We start from the raw sequence: 20467 nt of genomic DNA, 5'->3' as shown, positions 1-20467 counted from the left end.
AGAGCACATGGACTACATGTGCTCTATTTAACCTTTCTGTATTAATAATTAACTTAAATTCATATGTAATGAAGTCCCCCGAGAGTTATGATTATTTAGTGTTAAATGGGTTAGCAAAATTATTTAATGCATTGTTAGATAATTTTACTTTTTATGCAACCTTACCCAATTTACCCAATAGCGAAACTGATTTTGCAAAACTTCTTGATACTATTCCTACAGGTAGTGAATTTTTTGATAGTACTATACCGTTAAATTATTTTAGTGAGGTTTATGGATTAATTCTAGAAGCGCAGAAAGAAAAGCCTTTGTCTATAGAAATAGGATTGAATAATTATAAAAATGCGACGAATTGGATAATTCCGTATTCCATACCCAAATATACTCCTGAGCTTACAACAGTTATAGAAGCGGTAGAAAACTCGCAAAAATCAAAATTAATAGTTGAATCGGATAATCAACCCATAAGTATTCCCGTTTATCCTCAATTTCCACAATTAGTAGTAAATAATTCTTTAGAGAATTTTAATAGACAAGTAATAGATGCTGTTATTACAACAACGATAGCTTTTAGTCAATCTACGAGTCAAAGAATATCTTTTGGTAATTGGTTTTCATCAACTGCTTTCCTGTATGCATATCAAACTCCAGAAAATTGGGATAATTCAATTATATCTTGGGATGACGTATTTAATACTAACACAGGAATTTTAAAATATATCAACTCGTATATAACAGTAGTTTCTGATATGATTATAGAAATACATATTTCTGGACATTATAACGAAGACATTATTACAATGTTAAAATCAATACCAAATCAGGTGATTTTTCCTTTTTATCAAAAAATTAACGCCTCTAGTATCAATTATATCTTGGAAAAAGATCAAAGTATTACCATACAATTAGTAGTACCCAAAAATCAGAATTATGTTTTTGGAATGCAATATCAAGAAGTAAAAAATTTACTTACGTAAATATTATAGTATTTAAGAACCTTTTTAATCAGTTTCAACTTTATCTAATTCTTTAATGAAATAAGAAGGCTTTATACCTGTAAACTTATAAAAAGCTTTAGAAAATGATTCCGAATTTTTAAAACCTACTTCATTTGCAAGTGCTTTAATAGTATATTTTCTCCATAGAGTATCATTTTTAAGTTTCTCTACAGTATATTCAATTCTAAGTTGATTGATATAGTTAGAAAAAGAATTCTTTTTATATTGATTGATTACTTTTGATAAGTAGCTAGTATTAGTTTCTAGTCTATCTGCTAATAGTTGTAAATTGATTTTTGAGTTTAAAAAATCTGTATTTTTCTCAAAAGCTTCAAGACCTCTCATAATTATGTCAACAGTTTTATCAGAAAGCTCATGTTTATTGGTAGTTTGTATTATAGTTTGTGTTTCTCTTTCTACTGTAGGCTCTTTTTGGTTTACTAAGGATAAAAATCGTTTCTTAAAAGTTCTTTTTCTTTTGATTTGATTCCCAATTAAAGCTAATGATAATACTAATAAAGAAATATAAATAATTCTATTCCTCCTAGATTTCAGAACTTCTGTCTCAAGTTTTTTAATAATTTTTTTCTTTTCTGATAGTAAGTTAGGTATATCGTATTTTTCTGAGAGTGTTTTACTTATTTTACTTTTTTCTTTTAGTTTAAATTCTTTTACTTCTAATAGTTTATTTAAGTATAATAATTGTTTTTTTAGATTATTACTCTTTTTGTTGAGTTTATATAAATGACTGTACGTTTTTTCCAGCATAGGCGCATGAAACTTTCTCAAACTATATAAGGAATCCGCTTTTAAGTGAAATTTTAACGATTCTTGTGGGGAGTTGATTGAATCATATAAAATAGCTACTTTAATATAAATACCAATTAATATTTTATAATTTTCGTCATTTATAATTGTTGGTATGCTTTTTTTATATGATTTAATTGATTCTTCATAATTTTTTCTTTTAGCTTCAAGTCTCCCTAACATATATAATGAGTATCCAAGACTTAAGCTATCTTTAATTTCTTTATATAATTCTATCCCTTCATTAATATAAAAATAAGCTGAGTCATCTTTATTAAGCTTATTATATACAGAAGCAATATTTAAAGGGAGTGTTGAAAATCTACCGTGTTTTAATTTAAAATACTTTTTTTGTTTTGCAAAAAAATAAGCCTTCTTGTAGTGAGTTAAGGCTTTTTCGAGTTCACCTATAGAACTTTCAATTAGTGCTAATTGAATAAGTAATAGATGTTTTAGACTGTCATTTTTTATTAAAGTTTGTTTACCTTGTGTTATCTCTTTTAAAGCTTTGCTGTTTTCTCCTTTATGAATATAAAAAGTAGACTTCTTATAATGTAATATGGAGGGATAATTTTTAGTAGGGTAGTTTTTTGTAAGATTTATCAGTGAATCACAAAAGTTTAGATAAATCGCTTCATTATTTAAAATATCCGCCAAGTAATATTTTCCTGTCAACATTCGTAAAGTGTCTTTTTCTTTAATAGCTTTTTTAAATACAGCTTTTGCATATATCACAGCCTTTAAACTATCTGGTTTATTTACGTAAAATAAATCTGTAAGCTCTTGAAAACTTTTATGTGTTAAAGAATCTGTTTCGGTAATGTTTTGGCTCGTTATTTTTAGATTTATTCCTAAAATAACCAATAAAAAAAGTATTCTTTTTATAAAAAAGGGCATAGTCAATTTAATTAAAGAGACAAAAATATCAAAATTTAAGCACTACATAAGTTTTTTTATTTCCTTGAAATTAAATGTTTTAAAGTTTTGTTATACCCTCTTTTTATAAAAACCGACTACAATTGTTTGTCTGTAAAGTAAAGATATTAGTTCTTTGAACCACGTAAATAAAAGGGTTCAGAAACTATTTATTAAGACGGGGAAATTCAACGAAAAAGAAAACTTAACTTATAATGAACCCTTTTTCTTTTTTAAGTAAAAAGTAATTGCTCATTTTTTCATAATCAATTACATTTGTGGGCATAAAACAAAATAATAATGCCAACAACACAACAATTACAAGAGTTTACACAACAAGTTCGTAGAGATATCGTTCGCATGGTACATGCTGTAAATTCAGGACACCCTGGAGGGTCTTTAGGATGTGCTGAATTCTTTACATGTTTGTATCAAGAAATAATGGACTATTCTACTGAATTTACCATGAATGGTAAAAATGAAGACTTATTTTTCTTATCAAACGGACATATTTCACCAGTATATTATAGTGTATTAGCACACAGCGGATTTTTTCCTGTAGCTGAGTTGGCAACTTTTAGAAAGTTAGATTCTCGTTTACAAGGTCACCCAACTACACATGAGCATTTACCAGGTATACGTATTGCTTCAGGATCACTAGGTCAGGGTATGAGTGTTGCTATTGGAGCCGCTCAAGCAAAAAAGTTAGAAGGTGATGACAAAATTGTATATTCATTACATGGAGATGGAGAGTTACAAGAAGGTCAAATTTGGGAAGCTGCGATGTATGCTGCTGGAAAAAAAGTTGATAATTTAATTTCTACAGTAGATTTAAACGAAAAGCAAATTGACGGTGCTACAGATGAAGTATTACCAATGGGAAGCTTAAAAGCTAAATTTGAAGCTTTTGGTTGGGATGTAGTAGAGATTAAAGAAGGAAATAATATAGAAGCTATTTTAAACGGGATGGCTGATGCAAAATCTCGTACAGGAAAAGGAAAGCCTGTTTGTGTATTATTACATACTGAGATGGGTAATGGAGTAGATTACATGATGCATACACATGCGTGGCATGGTAAAGCACCTAACGATGAACAGTTAGAAGTAGCTTTAGCTCAAAACCCTGAAACATTAGGAGACTATTAATTTTATTCTCAATAAATATAATCCCGCTACTAAGCGGGATTTTTTTATGTTTTTATTCACAAAAAAACGTAAGTAATATCTTAAATTTACGTCAGTAACTATAGTAAAATAATTAAACAGTAAATATGAGAATAGGAATTGTATGTTATCCAACCTTTGGTGGAAGTGGAGTTGTAGCAACTGAATTAGGAATGGCGCTTGCTGATAAAGGCCATGAAGTACATTTTATAACTTACAATCAACCTGTTCGATTAGATTTTTTCTCTCATAGATTACATTTTCACGAAGTTGTTTTAGAAGAGTATCCATTATTTCAATACCAACCCTACGAATTAGCGTTATCAAGTAAAATGGTGGAAGTAGTAGAAAAATATGAGCTTGAAGTATTACATGTTCATTATGCTATTCCGCACGCATATGCCGCTTATATGGCAAAAAAAATGTTGGAGGATAAAGATATCAATATAAAAGTAGTTACGACATTACATGGTACTGATATTACTTTAGTAGGAAGTCATCCAACTTATAAAACTGCAGTAGAATTCAGTATTAATAAATCAGATGAAGTTACGGCAGTTTCGAATAGCCTAAAAAAAGATACACTTCGCTTATTTAATATTGAAAAAGACATAAAAGTAGTCTATAATTTTATTGATGGTAAAAAATATGATAAAGCTTCTCAAGCAGAATGCAAACGTATAGCCTTAGCACAACCTTACGAACGAATTTTAACGCATATCAGTAATTTTCGTCCTGTAAAACGTACCGATGATGTTATTAAAATTTTCAATGAAGTTCAAAAAGAAATACCTTCAAAATTATTAATGGTTGGTGATGGACCTGAGCGTTTGAAAGCTGAAATTTTAGTAAAAGAACTACAAATAGAAGACAAAGTACTATTTATGGGGAATAGTACAGAAGTAGCCAAAATTTTATGCTACACCGACGTATTTATACTGCCTTCTGAAACAGAAAGCTTCGGGTTAGCTGCTTTGGAGGCTATGGCAGCAAGCACCCCTGTCATTTCTACAAATACTGGAGGATTACCAGAAGTGAATATACAAGGAGTTACAGGCTTTTTAAGTGAATTAGGTGATGTTAAAGATATGGCAAACAACGCCATCAGTATCTTAAAAGACGACGCTATTTTGAATCAGTTTAAAGAAAATGCAAAAGAGCACATCAAATCATTCTCTTTAGAAAACATTTTACCTGTATATGAAGAGATTTATAAAAGCTGCTATGTAAAGGCTATTTAAGAGTTATAAAAAGCTATACTTTCTTGAATTAGATCCTCAGAAGCTTTGCAATTAATTTTAAAATCTTCGTAGTCATTTAGAAGTACAAAATTAATTTCACCATTAATATTCTTTTTATCATGTTTCATTAACGCTATAATAGGTTGAATATCGTCTTCATTTATAGCTACTTTACCGTAAATGTTAATGATTGCTTCTTTTATTTCTAGCACTTTTTTCTTCGGAAAATCTAGAATTTTAGAAGATAAATAGGCCTCACATACCATCCCAATAGCAATAGCTTCTCCATGAGTTATGGCTTCTTTTTCAGGACTTTCTAAAAAGTATGATTCTACACCGTGCCCAATGGTATGTCCCCAATTTAACACCTTTCTAACACCTTGTTCTTTAGGATCTTCTAGAACAACTTCATTCTTTATTTCAATTGAACGATGAATTAAATCAACAATATTTACTTGATCGTTACCTCTAATTTCATTAAAAAGTTCAATATCATGTGTCATTCCATATTTAATAATTTCTGCAGTACCTGAGCGAATTTCACGAGTAGAAACTGTATGCAAATATTCGGCATCAATAATTATCATTTCTGGATTTGCAAACACACCTATTTGGTTTTTCAGCACACCTAAATCAACACCAGTCTTTCCTCCAACAGAAGCGTCAACCATACTTAATAAAGTCGTTGGGATGTTTACAAAATCAATTCCACGTTTAAAAGTAGATGCCACAAAACCACCTAAATCAGTAATTACACCGCCTCCTAAAGTAATCAGTAAACTTTTTCTATCAGCACCTAATTCTGTCATCACATTCCAAACTCCCATACAAGTTTCAATATTCTTATGAATCTCTCCAGCTTCAATTTGAATCACTTCGATAGGTTTGTCTGTAGCAAATAATTGCATAAATCGAGGATAACAGTGTTCTAACGTATTATCATCAACCAAAACGAAGATAGAAGAATAGTTATTTTTAGAAACTAAAGAAGCTAATTCATGATAAGCTTTTTCATCAAAATGAATAGAATATGTTGTTGCGTTAATTGTAGTCATTGTAAACAAAAATATAAGGCGAAATTAAATAGAAAAAATTAAAATATCTCACTCTACTCATTTATATTTGTCTCTAAAATAAGATATAAATATAACCTCGATAATGAGACTTTTTGACAACACCGAAACTGCTTTTAAATTAAAATCTGATTCAGAGCTAGAACGTGCCTATTTTTTATTTAAAATGATTCAAAGCCAACCAATGGTTCGTATTGGTACGGCGGTAACTAACTTTGCTTTAAAAGCTCATTTACCAGTTGAAGGTTTAATTCGTTCAACAGTTTTTGATCATTTTTGTGGTGGAGTTACTGAAGATGATTGTTTACCTAACATCGAAAAGATGTATGAAAAAGGGAAGGTTCACAGTATTTTAGATTATTCAGTTGAAGGAAAAGAAGATGAAGCTCAGTTTGATGATGCCTTAAAGATGACTTTAAAAACCATTGATTTTGCTGAAGAAAAAGCGGCTATACCTTATGCTGTTTTTAAACCTACTGGTTTTGGACGTTTTGCTTTATATCAAAAACTAACTGAAGGTGAAGAATTAACCTCGGAAGAAAAAGTAGAATGGAATAGAGTAGTAAAACGTTTTCATACGGTATGTAAAGCTGCTGCTGCTAAAGATGTTCCTTTATTAATTGATGCAGAGGAAAGTTGGATGCAAGATGCTGCTGACGATTTAATTGAAGAATTGATGGAAATCTATAACAAAGAAAAAGCCATCGTTTTTAATACTTTACAAATGTACCGTCACGATCGTATGGATTACTTGAGAGACTTACACCAAAGAGCTCACCAAAAAGGGTATCATATCGGGATGAAAGTAGTTCGTGGTGCATACATGGAGAAAGAGCGTGAGAGAGCTAATGAGAAAGGATATGAGTCTCCAATTTGTGTTGATAAACAAGCTACAGATGATAATTATAATGAAGCTGTTCGTTATATGATGGAGCATAAAAACATGGCTATTTTTGCTGGAACTCATAACGAAGAAAGTTCATATCTATTAATGGATTTAGCTAAAGAGCACAATATTGCAGTAGATGACAAACGTATGTGGTTTGGACAATTATACGGTATGAGTGATCATATCAGCTTTAACTTAGCTAAAGAAGGATATAATGTTGCAAAATACGTTCCTTTCGGACCTGTACGTGATGTTATGCCATACTTAATCCGTAGAGCAGAAGAAAATACTTCTGTAGCAGGACAAACCTCTAGAGAATTAAATTTATTAAAAACTGAAAAAGCTCGTCGTAAGCTGTAATGAATACGGTTGACGAAATAAAAGAAGCTATTCAAAAAAATAAAAAAAGATTAGCCAAAGAACTCAAAGAAAGCAAGGAGTTGGTTTTTCTTTTAAGAAAATCACTTACTACATCATTAACAGATGAAGAAAAGGCAAAAGTAAAGGAACAGATGCTCGATATTTGTAAAGCAATACCTGCTTTTACAGTATTTATGTTACCTGGAGGAGCTTTACTTTTGCCTTTACTCATAAAGTTGATTCCAGATATTTTACCTAGTGCTTTCAAAGCAGATGATGAAGAATTAGACGATTCAGAAGCAAAATAATTCTTTGCTAAATATCAATTACTTACGTTTTTTCTCTCTAAATAAAATCATATTTTAGAAATTCATAAAACAGCTAAGGCTGTTCTAAGACAAGGAAAAGTGTGAATGTGGAGCATAAAAAAGAGAGCTTATTGTACTTTAAATTCATTAAAAGTAATTCATAATTAAAAATTCGTAATTCATAAATAATAAAACACTACTTTTGCAGCTTCAAAATAAGCAAGAATGCAATCAATAAGAAACATTGCTATTATAGCACACGTTGACCACGGAAAGACTACCTTGGTTGATAAAATCATAGATCAAGCTAAAATTTTAGATGAGCGTAAAGAACGTACTGATTTATTATTAGATAACAATGATTTAGAGCGTGAAAGAGGAATTACCATTCTTTCTAAAAACGTATCGGTAAATTACAAGGGTGTAAAAATCAATGTAATCGATACTCCTGGTCACGCCGATTTTGGTGGAGAAGTAGAGCGTGTATTAAAAATGGCAGACGGTGTTTTATTATTGGTTGATGCTTTTGAAGGACCAATGCCACAAACACGTTTCGTATTAGGAAAGGCAATCGAATTAGGCTTAACACCTATCGTAGTTGTAAATAAGGTTGATAAAGAAAACTGTACTCCTGATTTAGTACACGAAAAAGTATTCGATTTAATGTTTGCTTTAGAAGCTACTGAAGAGCAGTTAGATTTTACAACTATTTACGGTTCTGCTAAAAATGGATGGATGAGTACTGACTGGCAAGATCCGAAAGAAGATATTTTAGATTTATTAGATGCTGTAATCGAAACAATTCCTGAGGCACCATACCGTGAAGGATCACCTCAAATGCAAATTACCTCATTAGATTATTCTTCATTTAAAGGAAGAATTGCTATTGGTCGTGTATATCGTGGAGATTTAGAAAAGAACAAAGACTATATGCTTTGTAAAGCAGATGGAACTACTCAAAAAGTACGTATTAAAGAATTACACGTTTTTGAAGGAATGGGTAAAGCTGAAACGGATAAAGTACGTAGTGGTGATATTTGTGCGGTTACTGGATTAGAAGATTTTGAAATTGGTGATACCATTGCCGATTTAGAGAACCCAGAAGCGTTACCAAGAATTGAGGTAGATCAACCTACAATGAGTATGTTATTTACTATTAACAATTCTCCATTCTTTGGTAAAGAGGGTAAGTATGTAACTTCTCGTCACTTGCGTGATCGTTTATTTAAAGAGATGGAGAAAAACTTAGCGTTACGTGTTGATGAAACTGATACTGAAGATAAATTCAACGTTTTTGGACGTGGAGTATTACACTTATCAGTTTTAATTGAAACAATGCGTCGTGAAGGTTATGAATTACAAGTTGGTCGCCCGCAAGTAATTTTAAAAGAAATTGACGGAGTTAAGTGTGAACCATACGAAACATTATCTATTGATGTTCCTGAAGATGTAGCTTCAAAAGCTATTAACTTAGTTTCTTTAAGAAAAGGAGACTTATTAGTAATGGAGCCTAAAGGTGACTTACAACACTTAGAATTTACAATTCCATCTAGAGGATTAATTGGTTTACGTAATAAAATATTAACAGCTACAGCTGGTCAAGCAATTATTAACCACAGATTTAGCGAATATGGTCCATATAAAGGAGAATTTGCTGAAGAGTTAAAAGGAGCTATTGTTTCTTCTGAAACAGGAAAAGCTACTGCTTATGCTATTGACCGTTTACAAGATAGAGGACGTTTCTTTATCGATCCGAACCAAGAGATTTACAAAGGACAGGTTGTTGGTGAAAACGCAAAAGCTGATGATATGGCTGTAAACTTAATTAAAGGAAAGAAGTTAACTAACGTACGTTCTTCAGGTAATGATGATAGTGTTAAAATTGCTCCAAAAATTGATTTTTCTTTAGAAGAGTGTATGGAGTATATCAGAGCTGATGAGTATTTAGAAGTAACTCCTGAAAGCTTACGTATGCGTAAAATAGATTTCAGATAGAATTTTAAGAATATATATTAAAAACTACCCATATGGGTAGTTTTTTGTTTTTTTACAAAAAAAGTTTGCATAATTAAAAATAAATAACCAATCTTTGTAACAACAAAACAAAAGACATGAGTTTTATTCAATTACATCATCATCATTTTCATACTTGCACTCAGGCGAGCTGAAAATGTATTGAATAAAATCAAGATATTTTTTAAACCCGTTTGAGTAAATCAAACGGGTTTTTTTATTTCCTAAGGCGCCAGGAATTATCTTCTCGAAAAACGATTTACTCAAACCCATTCAAAAAACAACATGAGTAAATTAAAAATAGCCATACAAAAATCAGGAAGACTTAATCAAGATTCCTTACAGATATTAAAAGACTGTGGTATTTCTATCGATAATGGAAAAGACCAACTAAAGGCCTCGGCAAGTAATTTTCCTTTGGAAATCTTTTATTTAAGAAACGGAGATATTCCGCAATACCTAAAAGACGGAGTTGTAGATGCTGCCATCATTGGTGAGAATTTATTAATAGAAAAAGGAAATGAAATCAAGTTTATAGAAAAACTAGGTTTTTCAAAATGTAAAGTTTCTTTAGCCATCCCTAAAGGAGAAAATTATAACGGAATTAGTTATTTCCAAAACAAAAGAATAGCTACTTCTTATCCGAATACCGTTCAAAACTTTCTTACCAAGAACAATATTCAAGCACAACTACATATCATTAACGGTTCTGTTGAAATAGCACCAAATATTGGACTAGCAGATGGGATTTGTGATATTGTTTCAAGTGGTTCAACACTTTTCAAAAACAACTTAAAAGAAGTGGAAATTTTATTGGCATCAGAAGCAGTATTGGCAGTTTCTCCTGAAATTGAATATAAACAACAAGAAATTTTAGACAAGTTACAATTCAGAATTCAATCTGTTTTAAAAGGAAGACAGTCAAGATATGTGTTGTTAAATGCTCCGAATGAAAAATTGGAAAAAATCATCAATATTTTACCTGGAATGCGTAGTCCGACTGTATTACCCTTAGCTCAAAAAGGTTGGAGCTCGGTACACTCTGTATTGAATAAAAATGAGTTTTGGGAAATCATAGATGAGTTAAAAAATAATGGAGCAGAAGGTATTTTGGTATGTCCTATAGAAAAAATGGTTGTTTAATCGCAGGGTGATAGCCAAGGATTTAATCCCCGTACCTGAGTAGAGAACAGTCAAGGCATGACAGTTAAAAACAATAAAAATAAACAGATGAAAATTATAAATAATCCAGCAAAGCAAACTTGGAGTTCATTGTGTAAAAGAGCAGTAATTAATGAAAACAGCTTACAAGAAACCGTACGAACTATCTTGAACGATGTAAAACTTAATAAAGACAAGGCATTAACAAAATATGCCCAGTTATTAGACAATGTTTCTTTAAACTCTTTTAAAGTTACAGAAGAAGAAATAGCAGAAGCTAAAAAATTGGTTTCAGAAGAGTTACAACAAGCTATTCAATTAGCCAAAAGTAACATTGAAACATTTCACAATTCACAAAAAGAAGCTCCTAAAAAAATAACAACAACAAGAGGTGTTACTTGTTGGAGAAAAAATGTAGCCATAGAAAAGGTTGGTTTATATATTCCAGGAGGTTCAGCACCTTTGTTTTCAACTATTTTAATGTTAGGGGTTCCCGCAAAAATAGCTGGATGTAAAGAGATTATTTTATGTACGCCACCTAACAAAGAAGGAGCTATTAATCCTGCTATTTTATACACCGCTTCTTTAGTAGGAATAACTCAAATTTTTAAAGCTGGAGGAGCTCAGGCAATAGGTGCCATGGCATACGGAACAGAAACAATTCCGAATGTATATAAAATTTTGGGTCCAGGGAATCAGTTTGTTACCAAAGCAAAAGAATTAATACAACAACAAGGTGTAGCTATCGACATGCCTGCAGGTCCTAGTGAAGTATTGGTTATTGCTGATGAAACATCAAATCCAGTCTTTGTTGCTGCCGATTTATTATCACAAGCAGAACACGGAGCCGACAGTCAAGCAATATTAGTTACGACTTCTGATAAAGTTGCTCAAAATGTAGCAGCAGAAGTCAACAAACAATTAGAAGAATTACCAAGAAGAGAATTGGCTAAAAAAGCTATAAAAAACAGTTTCACAGTTGTTTTAAATTCTTCTGAAAAATGTATTCAATTTAGCAATGAATATGCTCCTGAACACTTAATTATAGCATCCGAAAAAGCATCCGAATATGTTGGAGGAATAATAAATGCAGGCTCAGTGTTTTTAGGTAATTATAGTTGTGAAAGTGCAGGTGATTATGCCAGTGGAACGAATCACACGTTACCTACCAACGGTTATGCGAAAAACTACAGTGGAGTTTCATTAGACAGTTTTGTAAAGAAAATCACTTTTCAAGAAGTAACTAAAGAAGGAATTACTGCCATAGGTAAATCTATTGAGATAATGGCAGAGGCAGAAGGCTTACAAGCGCACAAAAATGCAATTACAGTAAGATTAAAAGAGTTAAATAACTAAGAGTCATTTCGAACGAATGTGAGAAATCTTAATTAAGAAAACCTCAAAATAATTAACGATGAATGAATTCAATTTAAACAAGATTATACGTCCTAATATTCAGAAACTAAAGGCTTATTCTTCTGCTAGGGATGAATTTAAAGGAGAGGCAGAAGTGTATTTGGATGCAAACGAAAATCCATATGGGACTTTAAATCGTTATCCAGATCCACAGCAAATAAAGATTAAAGAGCTATTATCAGAAATTAAGAGTGTTGATAAAAATCAGATTTTTATAGGAAACGGAAGTGATGAAATCATCGATTTAGCATTTCGTATTTTTTGTGAGCCAGGAAAAGATAAAGCGTTAACTTTTATTCCTTCATATGGAATGTATAGTGTTTCTGCGGCTATTAACGATGTATCGTTAATAGAATTACCTTTAACTGAAGACTTTCAGATTGATATAAATAGTCTAGAAACGTATTTAGGTGATGAAAACTTAAAGTTAATCTTCATTTGTTCACCTAACAATCCAACAGGTAACTGTTTTGAAGATAAAGTTATACAGTACATTCTTAGGAAATTTAAAGGAATTGTAATTATTGATGAAGCCTATATTGATTTCAGTACGAAGGAATCTTATATATCACTACTAAGCAATTATCCAAACCTAATCATCAGTCAAACCTTTAGTAAAGCTTGGGGTTTAGCAGGAGTTAGAGTAGGAGTAGCCTATGCAGATTCAAAAATCATAGAAGTATATAATAAAGTAAAACCTCCCTATAATATCAGCACTTTAAATCAAGAAGTAATACTTAATAAACTAAATAATTTGGCTCAGTTTGAAATAGAAAAGAACATCATTATAGATCAAAAGGAGAAACTGGAGAAACAATTACAAGAAATTGAACTCGTGAAAAAAATATACCCATCTGAAGCAAACTTTCTTTTGATTGAAGTGTCAAATGCTAATGAAGTATATAACCAACTTGTAAATCAGAAGATTATCACAAGAAATAGAAGTAACTTAGTAAACAACTGTTTACGAATTACTATAGGTAGTGAAATAGAGAATAAAAGGTTGTTAAGAGCTTTACAATTTATAGATGTTGCTTCGAGCAATGTTGAGAGCTCTTTTTAAAATTAAAAAAAATGAAAAAAGTATTATTTATAGATAGAGATGGAACCCTAATCAAAGAGCCTACAGATGAGCAAGTAGATTCTTTTGAAAAATTAGAGTTTTATCCAAAAGTTTTTCAAGGTTTAGGAAAAATAGCAAAAGAACTAGATTTTGAACTGGTTTTAGTAACCAATCAAGATGGACTGGGAACGGAAGTGTATCCAGAAAATATCTTTTGGCCAGTACACAATTTTGTCATGAAGACATTTAAAGATGAGGGAATTGCATTTGCTGAAGAAATTATTGATAGAACTTTTGCTAAAGACAATCAACCTACCAGAAAGCCCAATACAGGATTGTTAACCAACTATTTTTCTGACGAATATGATTTACAAAATTCCTTTGTAATTGGAGATCGATTAACCGATGTTGAATTGGCAAAAAATCTAGGAAGTAAAGCTATTTACATTAACGACGAAACTTATTTAGGTTCTGATGAAATTACAGTAAAAAGAGCAGAATTAGAGGAATATATCGCCTTAGAAAGTAATGATTGGAATGTTATTTATGAGTTTTTAAAATTAGAAGAACGTTCAGTAACTATTGAACGTAACACGAATGAAACTCAAATTAAAATCGATTTAAATTTAGACGGAACAGGAAAAAGTACGATTGACACAGGTATTGCCTTTTTCGATCATATGTTAGATCAAATTGCACGCCATGGTCAAATGGATGTAGACATTAAGGTAAGTGGAGATTTAGAAGTAGATGAACACCACACCATTGAAGATACAGCCATTGCTTTAGGAGAAGTTTTTAACAAAGCTCTTGGTAATAAATTAGGAATAGAGCGTTACGGATTTTGTTTACCTATGGATGATTGCTTAGCACAAGTAGCTATTGATTTTGGAGGAAGAAACTGGTTAGTTTGGGAGGCCGATTTTAAAAGAGAAATGATAGGAAAAATGCCAACAGAAATGTTTTTTCATTTTTTTAAATCATTCACCGATGGGGCTAAGTGTAATTTAAATATCAAAGCAGAAGGAACAAACGAACACCACAAAATAGAAGCCATTTTTAAAGCTTTTGCTAAAGCCATAAAAGTAGCGGTAAAAAGAGATGTTGACAAGATGATTTTACCATCAACAAAAGGAGTTTTATAACAATGAACAATAATCAATTATCGGTAAACAATGGTTAAAGAGAATAACAGGTAACTGATAATTTAAATGATAATTGAAAAACATGATAGCTATTATAAAATACAATGCAGGAAATATCCGATCGGTACAAAATGCAGTAAATCGTTTAGGGTATGAAAGTATTATTACTGATAATCCAAATGAAATTAAGGCAGCTAGCAAAGTAATATTTCCTGGAGTAGGAGAAGCTAGTTCTGCTATGGAATATTTAAAAGAGCGAAAATTAGACGAACTAATTGTTTCTTTAAAACAACCTGTTTTAGGAATTTGTTTGGGCTTACAATTGATGTGTAGATCCTCTGAAGAGGGGAATACTGTCTGTTTAGAGATTTTTGATACACAGACAAAGCAATTTCCTCCAAAGGACAAAGTACCTCACATTGGGTGGAATAATTTTTCAGAACTTAAATCTTCAGAAATATTAAAAAACATAAAACTAGAAGATGATGTGTATTATGTTCATGGTTATTATGCAGAACCATATGATAATACTTTGGCTATTTGCAACTATATCGTTCCTTTTAGTTCAATTATACAGAAAGATAATTTTTACGCTATGCAATTTCACCCAGAGAAATCAGCAGATGTAGGAGAACAATTATTGAAAAACTTCTTGGAGCTATAGTAAATAAAAGATTGAAAAAATGAGAATTATACCAGCAATAGATATTATAGAAGGAAAGTGTGTTCGGTTGACCAAAGGCGACTATGCAACACAAAAAATATACAATGAAAACCCTTTAGAAGTGGCGAAAGAATTTGAGGCAAACGGAATACAATACTTGCATTTAGTCGATTTAGATGGAGCAAAATCCAATCGTATTATAAATCATAAAGTATTAGAACAAATAGCAACTAAAACCAATCTAAAAATCGATTTTGGAGGTGGTTTAAAATCAAAAGATGATGCACGCATTGCATTTGAAAGTGGAGCTAATCAAATAACAGGAGGAAGTATCGCAGTTAAAAATCCTGAGGTTTTTATGGAGTGGATCACTCAATATGGACGTAATAAAATTATCCTTGGTGCCGATTGTAAAGATAGAAAGATAGCTACTCATGGTTGGTTAGAGACTACAGAACTCAATGTTGTAGATTTTATCAAACAATACGAGTTAAAATCGGTAACAAACTGTATATGTACTGACGTAGACAAAGATGGGATGTTGCAAGGAGCTTCTGTAGATTTATACTTAGACATTTTAAGTAAAACAGCTATCAACTTAATTGCAAGTGGAGGTGTTTCTAATATCAATGATTTGTTTCGGTTAAAAGAAATAGGCTGCGAAGGTACCATTGTAGGCAAAGCTATCTACGAAGGGAATATCAGTTTAAAAGAATTACAACAATTTGTAAGCTAATAAGTTCAAAGACATGTTAAAAAAGAGAATTATACCTTGTTTAGATATTAAAAATGGGAGAACTGTAAAAGGGGTTAACTTTGTAGATATAAAAGATGCTGGAGATCCTGTTGAGCTAGCCAAACAGTATGTAAAAGAAGGAGCTGACGAATTGGTATTTTTAGACATTACTGCTACCTTAGAAAATAGAAAAACATTCGTAACACTGGTAGAAAAAATAGCCAAAGAAATCAATATTCCATTTACAGTTGGTGGAGGCATTAGTACTGTTGAAGATGCAGTAGCACTTATACAAGCTGGTGCAGACAAGATAAGCATCAATTCTTCCGCAGTAAAAAATCCACAGTTAATCACTGATTTAAAAAATCGATTCGGAAGTCAATTTGTTGTAGTTGCCATTGATACTAAAAATGTAAACGGAGAATGGAAAGTGTTTACAAAAGGAGGAACTTTTGAAACCACACTTGAAACTGTGAATTGGGCTAAAGAAGTTGAAAAATTAGGTGCTGGTGAAATTCTATTAACTTCTATGAATAGTGACGGAACAAAAAACGGATTTGATATTGAAGTAACTAAAGCAGTGAGTTCATCTGTAAATATTCCTGTAATTGCTTCTGGTGGTGCTGGAAAAGTAGAGCACTTCACAGAAGTGTTTACCAAAACCCAAGCCAGTGCAGGATTAGCTGCTAGTATTTTTCACTTTGGTGAAATCCCCATACCTACACTAAAAAACAAATTAAAAACTCAAAACATACCTATACGATGAACATAGATTTTACAAAAGGAAACGGACTAGTTCCAGTCGTAATTCAAAATAATATTACTTTACAAGTGTTGATGTTAGGTTATATGAATGAAGAAGCATTAGCTAAAACACAAAAAGAAGGTAAGGTTACGTTCTTCAGTAGAACTAAAAATAGGTTATGGACAAAAGGAGAAGAGTCAGGGAATTTTTTATGGGTAAATGACATTCAAATAGATTGTGATAACGATACGTTATTGATTAAGGCAACTCCTGAGGGGCCAACCTGTCATAAAGGAACAACTTCTTGTTTTGCCGAAGAAACTTCTAAAGGTTTTTTATATGAATTAGAAAGCATTATTTCTGATAGAATAGATAATGATGTTGAAACTTCTTACACTAATAAGCTTTTTAAAAGAGGTATTAATAAAGTAGCACAAAAAGTAGGAGAGGAGGCTGTAGAAGTAGTTATTGAAGCGAAAGACAATAATGACGAGTTATTTAAAAACGAAGCAGCCGATTTACTATATCACTATTTAATTTTACTAAAAGCCAAAGGTTTTGCCTTAGTAGATATAGAAAGTGTGTTGAAAGGACGTAGTTAAAAATAAGTGTCTAATTATAACATAGATATAGCTGTTTTTATTTTGTACGTTTTCTGAAGAGCTAAATATGTCATTTTCTTCTATCTACAAACCAGGCATTCCGATACAATTCGAGTTAGTTAATTATTTTTTTATGATGTTTTTGGTGTTGAAGTTTTAAAATAATTCGGTAAAATATGTTGAAGATACGTTTATATCATTATATTTAAGTTGTTAAAAATTACTTAGTTATGAAAATCCAGCAAATTTCCTTAGCAGAGAATAACTGGAAAGAAATGCTTTCTATAATAAATATAGATGTAGATATTTTCCTTCTTTTTGTTTCTCCTCAATACCATAACAAAAAAGAAGTAGTAAACTTTCTAAATAAGAACTACCCTAAAGCAGGTATAATGGGGTGCTCTACTGCTGGAGAAATATCAGATATTACAGTAAAAGATAGCACTATATCAATTACAGCAATTCAATTAGAAAAAATAACCTACAAAAAGGAGTTTGTCAAAATTAAAGCTATGGAAGACAGTTATAAAGCAGGTCAAAAACTGGCTGATAAGCTTTATAGTAAGGATTTAAAACATGTCTTTATTTTGAGCGATGGTTTAAATGTCAACGGAGCAGATCTGGTTTCGGGTTTAAAATTGAAATTGCCAAATATAAGTATTACTGGAGGCTTGGCTGCAGATGGAGCAGAATTTACAAAAACGTTTGTGATTAATGATGATAAGATCGTAGACAAGACCATTGTGGCTATAGGGTTTTATGGAGAAGGTTTAAAAATTGGTTTCAGTTCTAAAGGTGGTTGGGATAGCTTTGGTTTAGAAAGACAGGTCACAAAATCTTCTAAAAATCAACTTTTTGAATTAGATGGCTTACCAGCTTTAAAGCTGTATAAATCCTTCTTGGGAGATCAAGCAGATAACTTACCAAGCTCGGGGTTATTGTTTCCTTTGAGTATGAGAATAAATGAGAATTCAGAACCCATAGTAAGAACAATTTTAGCTGTAGATGAAGAAACACAAAGTTTAACCTTTGCGGGTAATATTCCTGAAGGAGTTTATGTTCGTTTGATGAAAGCCAATGTAGATCGATTAATTGACGGAGCTGGAGATTCAGCAAAATTAGCCAATAAAGAATTTAAAAATAGTTCAGAATTAGCAATACTAATAAGTTGTGTTGGTAGAAGGTTAGTATTAAAGCAATTAGTTGAAGAGGAAGTAGAAGTAGTACGTGACGTTTTAGGAGAAAAACCTTGTGTAACAGGTTTTTATTCATATGGCGAAATAGCTCCATTTGGAGAGTTCTCTCCTTGTGAGCTTCATAATCAAACCATGACAATAACAACGCTTTCAGAATGGTAAAAAATGAGTATCATAGGTTATTAAACAGACAGCTAAAAAAAGCTGGACTGGATTTTTTAGAAAATCCAAGGTTTTTTGAGTTTATAAATATGGTTAATGATGCTTATAAAAGCTTTGATAAAGATATAAAGCATATTGAGAACATTCTTGAACAAAACTCAAAGGAACTGTTTGCTGCAAACAAGAAATTAACCCTTGAAAGAGACCATACCAAAACCCAATTAGAAAATATAGTAGATAATGTTTCAGGTGTTATTTTTAAAACTGATTTAAAAGGTAACTTTACATTCTTAAATAGTGCTTGGGTAGAGTATTCAGGAATATCAATAGAAGAATCTATTGGAAAAAATTTTAAAGAGTTTCTTAAAAGAGATGGTATTGAAGGAAAGAGAATAATTAACAACATGTTCTCTTTAAAGAAAAAGCATATAAAATTAATTTTTAAGCATGAAAAAGATGGCGGATTGATGTGGTTTGAATTGAAATCCAAACTAATTGTCAATAGAGAAGGAGAGCCATCAGGTTTTATAGGAACCATAACCGATATAACTAATTTAAAAGTAACCGAAATTGAACTACAAAAAGCAAGTAAGTCAAAAGATGAATTTTTATCAACAATGTCCCATGAAATAAGAACGCCTTTAAATGCAGTTACTGGTTTAACAAATATCTTATTGATGGAAGATCATTTGCCAGAACAGATAGAAAACCTCAAAGCATTAAAGTATTCAGGAGAACATTTGTTAGGATTGATTAATGATTTATTGGATTTTGATAAAATAAAATCTGGAAAAGTAAAAATTATAGAGGACGATTTTAGTCTAAATTATTTTTTAGAAAACATTAAAACCCATTTTACTTTAAGATCTGAAGAGAAGGGGTTGGTGTTTAAATTAATTCAAAAAAACGATATCCCAAATAATATTATTGGAGACAAACTAAAGTTGACACAAATAATAAAGAATTTATTAAGTAATTCGTTGAAGTTTACAGAAACAGGAAGTATAACCTTAAGTGTTAAAAATTTAGGGATAAAGAAAAATAAAGTTAAACTTAAATTTAAAGTAATAGATACAGGTATTGGTATATCTAAAAAAGAGCAAGAATCAATTTTTGAAAGTTTTATACAAGCTAATTCTAAAACATCTGTAAAATACGGTGGTACTGGTCTAGGATTATCTATTAGCAAAAAATTACTGAATTTGCAGGGAAGCGATTTAAAAGTTAAAAGTCAACTAAAAAAAGGATCTACTTTTTCATTTGTTATAGAATATAAAATTAGCAATAGGCTTAATGTTTTTGAACCAGAAATGATTAAAATGCAACCAGACTATGAACCTATAACTATCAATGTATTGGTTGCAGAAGACAATAAATTAAATACGCTTATTTTAAAGCGATTCTTTTTAAAATGGAATGTGAAATATAAAATTGCTGAAAGCGGAAAAGAGGTATTAGCTATTTATAAAGATTTTGATTTTGACCTAATTTTAATGGATTTGCAGATGCCAGAACTTAACGGGTATGAAACAACTAAAATTATTAGAGCCTTACCTAATAAGCAGAAAGCGAATATTCCAATTATAGCACTTACAGCATTTGCGCAAACTGATATAAAAAGGAAAACAAAGCTCCATAAAATGAATGGTTTTATGAGTAAACCTTTTAACCCAGAAAAATTATATCTCTTATTGAAATCTTATAGTAGAGAATATTGTAAAAAATAAAATTGGTCTGTTGTAAGTAATGCTTATTCAGCTTCCTATATTTAAATCTATAATTAGATGTTTTTTTGTTAAAATATGCAAT

General features: G+C 31.2%; 18 protein-coding genes. 16 read left to right on the top strand and 2 right to left on the bottom strand.

The window, feature by feature from the left end; genetic code table 11:
* Window positions 1-68: 68 nt before the first annotated feature.
* The gene (locus DFQ07_RS10250; RefSeq protein WP_133536495.1) at window positions 69-977 is read left to right on the top strand and encodes a hypothetical protein; all 909 of its coding nucleotides are present in this window, start codon (window positions 69-71) and stop codon (window positions 975-977) included.
* A 24-nt stretch (window positions 978-1001) separates the two neighbouring features.
* Here DFQ07_RS10250 and DFQ07_RS10245 read toward each other — a convergent pair whose 3' ends face one another.
* Entirely contained in the window at window positions 1002-2483 is a 1482-nt protein-coding gene (locus tag DFQ07_RS10245; RefSeq protein ID WP_166627765.1) for a helix-turn-helix domain-containing protein, read from the bottom strand.
* Between the two features lie 537 nt (window positions 2484-3020).
* Between DFQ07_RS10245 and DFQ07_RS10240 the strand changes: the two genes are divergently transcribed.
* Together DFQ07_RS10240 and bshA are read left to right on the top strand one after the other, a co-directional pair.
* A complete protein-coding gene (locus DFQ07_RS10240; protein WP_133536491.1) occupies window positions 3021-3866 on the top strand; it encodes a transketolase in 846 nt (281 codons plus the stop codon).
* A 125-nt stretch (window positions 3867-3991) separates the two neighbouring features.
* Window positions 3992-5125 (top strand): N-acetyl-alpha-D-glucosaminyl L-malate synthase BshA, encoded by a 1134-nt coding sequence (bshA, locus tag DFQ07_RS10235; protein WP_133536489.1) that lies wholly within the window; start codon window positions 3992-3994, stop codon window positions 5123-5125.
* Here the strand turns inward: bshA and aroB are convergent.
* A complete protein-coding gene (gene aroB / locus DFQ07_RS10230; protein WP_133536487.1) occupies window positions 5122-6180 on the bottom strand; it encodes a 3-dehydroquinate synthase in 1059 nt (352 codons plus the stop codon). The two genes, bshA and aroB, sit on opposite strands and share 4 nt — an antisense overlap.
* 103 nt (window positions 6181-6283) lie before the next feature.
* Here aroB and DFQ07_RS10225 point away from each other — a divergent pair, with 103 nt between their 5' ends.
* From DFQ07_RS10225 to DFQ07_RS10165, 13 genes are all read left to right on the top strand, one after another.
* Window positions 6284-7447, top strand: a complete 1164-nt coding sequence (locus DFQ07_RS10225) for a proline dehydrogenase family protein (RefSeq protein WP_133536486.1) — start codon at window positions 6284-6286, stop codon at window positions 7445-7447.
* Window positions 7447-7755: an LETM1 domain-containing protein gene (locus DFQ07_RS10220; protein ID WP_133536484.1), complete on the top strand. Its 309-nt coding sequence runs from the start codon at window positions 7447-7449 to the stop codon at window positions 7753-7755. The genes DFQ07_RS10225 and DFQ07_RS10220 overlap by 1 nt, the downstream gene beginning before the upstream one ends.
* Window positions 7756-7980: 225 nt before the next feature.
* The gene (typA, locus tag DFQ07_RS10215; RefSeq protein ID WP_133536482.1) at window positions 7981-9750 is read left to right on the top strand and encodes a translational GTPase TypA; all 1770 of its coding nucleotides are present in this window, start codon (window positions 7981-7983) and stop codon (window positions 9748-9750) included.
* A gap of 303 nt (window positions 9751-10053) precedes the next feature.
* Window positions 10054-10911 carry an ATP phosphoribosyltransferase gene (gene hisG / locus DFQ07_RS10210; RefSeq protein ID WP_133536480.1) on the top strand — a complete coding sequence of 286 codons (858 nt, stop codon included), beginning with the start codon at window positions 10054-10056 and terminating at the stop codon, window positions 10909-10911.
* Between the two features lie 87 nt (window positions 10912-10998).
* A complete protein-coding gene (gene hisD / locus DFQ07_RS10205; protein ID WP_133536478.1) occupies window positions 10999-12285 on the top strand; it encodes a histidinol dehydrogenase in 1287 nt (428 codons plus the stop codon).
* 58 nt (window positions 12286-12343) lie between these two features.
* Window positions 12344-13408 carry a histidinol-phosphate transaminase gene (hisC, locus tag DFQ07_RS10200; RefSeq protein ID WP_133536476.1) on the top strand — a complete coding sequence of 355 codons (1065 nt, stop codon included), beginning with the start codon at window positions 12344-12346 and terminating at the stop codon, window positions 13406-13408.
* Window positions 13409-13419: 11 nt separating this feature from the next.
* Window positions 13420-14553: a bifunctional histidinol-phosphatase/imidazoleglycerol-phosphate dehydratase HisB gene (hisB, locus tag DFQ07_RS10195; protein ID WP_133536474.1), complete on the top strand. Its 1134-nt coding sequence runs from the start codon at window positions 13420-13422 to the stop codon at window positions 14551-14553.
* 82 nt (window positions 14554-14635) lie between these two features.
* The gene (hisH, locus tag DFQ07_RS10190) at window positions 14636-15217 is read left to right on the top strand and encodes an imidazole glycerol phosphate synthase subunit HisH (protein WP_133536472.1); all 582 of its coding nucleotides are present in this window, start codon (window positions 14636-14638) and stop codon (window positions 15215-15217) included.
* A gap of 19 nt (window positions 15218-15236) precedes the next feature.
* On the top strand, window positions 15237-15953 hold the full coding sequence (hisA, locus tag DFQ07_RS10185) for a 1-(5-phosphoribosyl)-5-[(5-phosphoribosylamino)methylideneamino]imidazole-4-carboxamide isomerase (protein ID WP_133536470.1): 717 nt from the start codon (window positions 15237-15239) through the stop codon (window positions 15951-15953).
* A gap of 13 nt (window positions 15954-15966) precedes the next feature.
* Entirely contained in the window at window positions 15967-16719 is a 753-nt protein-coding gene (gene hisF / locus DFQ07_RS10180) for an imidazole glycerol phosphate synthase subunit HisF (RefSeq protein WP_133536468.1), read from the top strand.
* On the top strand, window positions 16716-17300 hold the full coding sequence (hisIE, locus tag DFQ07_RS10175; protein ID WP_133536466.1) for a bifunctional phosphoribosyl-AMP cyclohydrolase/phosphoribosyl-ATP diphosphatase HisIE: 585 nt from the start codon (window positions 16716-16718) through the stop codon (window positions 17298-17300). Before hisF ends, hisIE begins: the two co-directional genes overlap by 4 nt.
* A gap of 230 nt (window positions 17301-17530) precedes the next feature.
* On the top strand, window positions 17531-18658 hold the full coding sequence (locus DFQ07_RS10170) for an FIST signal transduction protein (RefSeq protein WP_133536456.1): 1128 nt from the start codon (window positions 17531-17533) through the stop codon (window positions 18656-18658).
* On the top strand, window positions 18652-20385 hold the full coding sequence (locus DFQ07_RS10165; RefSeq protein ID WP_133536454.1) for a PAS domain-containing hybrid sensor histidine kinase/response regulator: 1734 nt from the start codon (window positions 18652-18654) through the stop codon (window positions 20383-20385). The genes DFQ07_RS10170 and DFQ07_RS10165 overlap by 7 nt, the downstream gene beginning before the upstream one ends.
* The last annotated feature ends 82 nt before the right edge of the window (window positions 20386-20467 follow it).

The organism is Tenacibaculum caenipelagi (genome assembly GCF_004363005.1).
Taxonomy (GTDB): Bacteria; Bacteroidota; Bacteroidia; order Flavobacteriales; family Flavobacteriaceae; genus Polaribacter; species Polaribacter caenipelagi.
This window is presented reverse-complemented; position numbering and strand designations above follow the sequence as displayed.

Bases quoted from the DNA above. Each gene is read 5' to 3' on its own strand.
- DFQ07_RS10220 (WP_133536484.1), top strand. From the start codon at position 7,447: ATGAATACGGTTGACGAAATAAAAGAAGCTATTCAAAAAAATAAAAAA.
- hisG (WP_133536480.1), top strand. From the start codon at position 10,054: ATGAGTAAATTAAAAATAGCCATACAAAAATCAGGAAGACTTAATCAA.
- hisB (WP_133536474.1), top strand. From the start codon at position 13,420: ATGAAAAAAGTATTATTTATAGATAGAGATGGAACCCTAATCAAAGAG.
- hisC (WP_133536476.1), top strand. From the start codon at position 12,344: ATGAATGAATTCAATTTAAACAAGATTATACGTCCTAATATTCAGAAA.
- hisA (WP_133536470.1), top strand. From the start codon at position 15,237: ATGAGAATTATACCAGCAATAGATATTATAGAAGGAAAGTGTGTTCGG.
- DFQ07_RS10225 (WP_133536486.1), top strand. From the start codon at position 6,284: ATGAGACTTTTTGACAACACCGAAACTGCTTTTAAATTAAAATCTGAT.
- DFQ07_RS10170 (WP_133536456.1), top strand. From the start codon at position 17,531: ATGAAAATCCAGCAAATTTCCTTAGCAGAGAATAACTGGAAAGAAATG.
- hisIE (WP_133536466.1), top strand. From the start codon at position 16,716: ATGAACATAGATTTTACAAAAGGAAACGGACTAGTTCCAGTCGTAATT.
- aroB (WP_133536487.1), bottom strand. From the start codon at position 6,180: ATGACTACAATTAACGCAACAACATATTCTATTCATTTTGATGAAAAA.
- DFQ07_RS10165 (WP_133536454.1), top strand. From the start codon at position 18,652: ATGGTAAAAAATGAGTATCATAGGTTATTAAACAGACAGCTAAAAAAA.
- DFQ07_RS10245 (WP_166627765.1), bottom strand. From the start codon at position 2,483: ATGTTGACAGGAAAATATTACTTGGCGGATATTTTAAATAATGAAGCG.
- hisF (WP_133536468.1), top strand. From the start codon at position 15,967: ATGTTAAAAAAGAGAATTATACCTTGTTTAGATATTAAAAATGGGAGA.
- bshA (WP_133536489.1), top strand. From the start codon at position 3,992: ATGAGAATAGGAATTGTATGTTATCCAACCTTTGGTGGAAGTGGAGTT.
- hisD (WP_133536478.1), top strand. From the start codon at position 10,999: ATGAAAATTATAAATAATCCAGCAAAGCAAACTTGGAGTTCATTGTGT.
- DFQ07_RS10240 (WP_133536491.1), top strand. From the start codon at position 3,021: ATGCCAACAACACAACAATTACAAGAGTTTACACAACAAGTTCGTAGA.
- typA (WP_133536482.1), top strand. From the start codon at position 7,981: ATGCAATCAATAAGAAACATTGCTATTATAGCACACGTTGACCACGGA.
- hisH (WP_133536472.1), top strand. From the start codon at position 14,636: ATGATAGCTATTATAAAATACAATGCAGGAAATATCCGATCGGTACAA.
- DFQ07_RS10250 (WP_133536495.1), top strand. From the start codon at position 69: ATGAAGTCCCCCGAGAGTTATGATTATTTAGTGTTAAATGGGTTAGCA.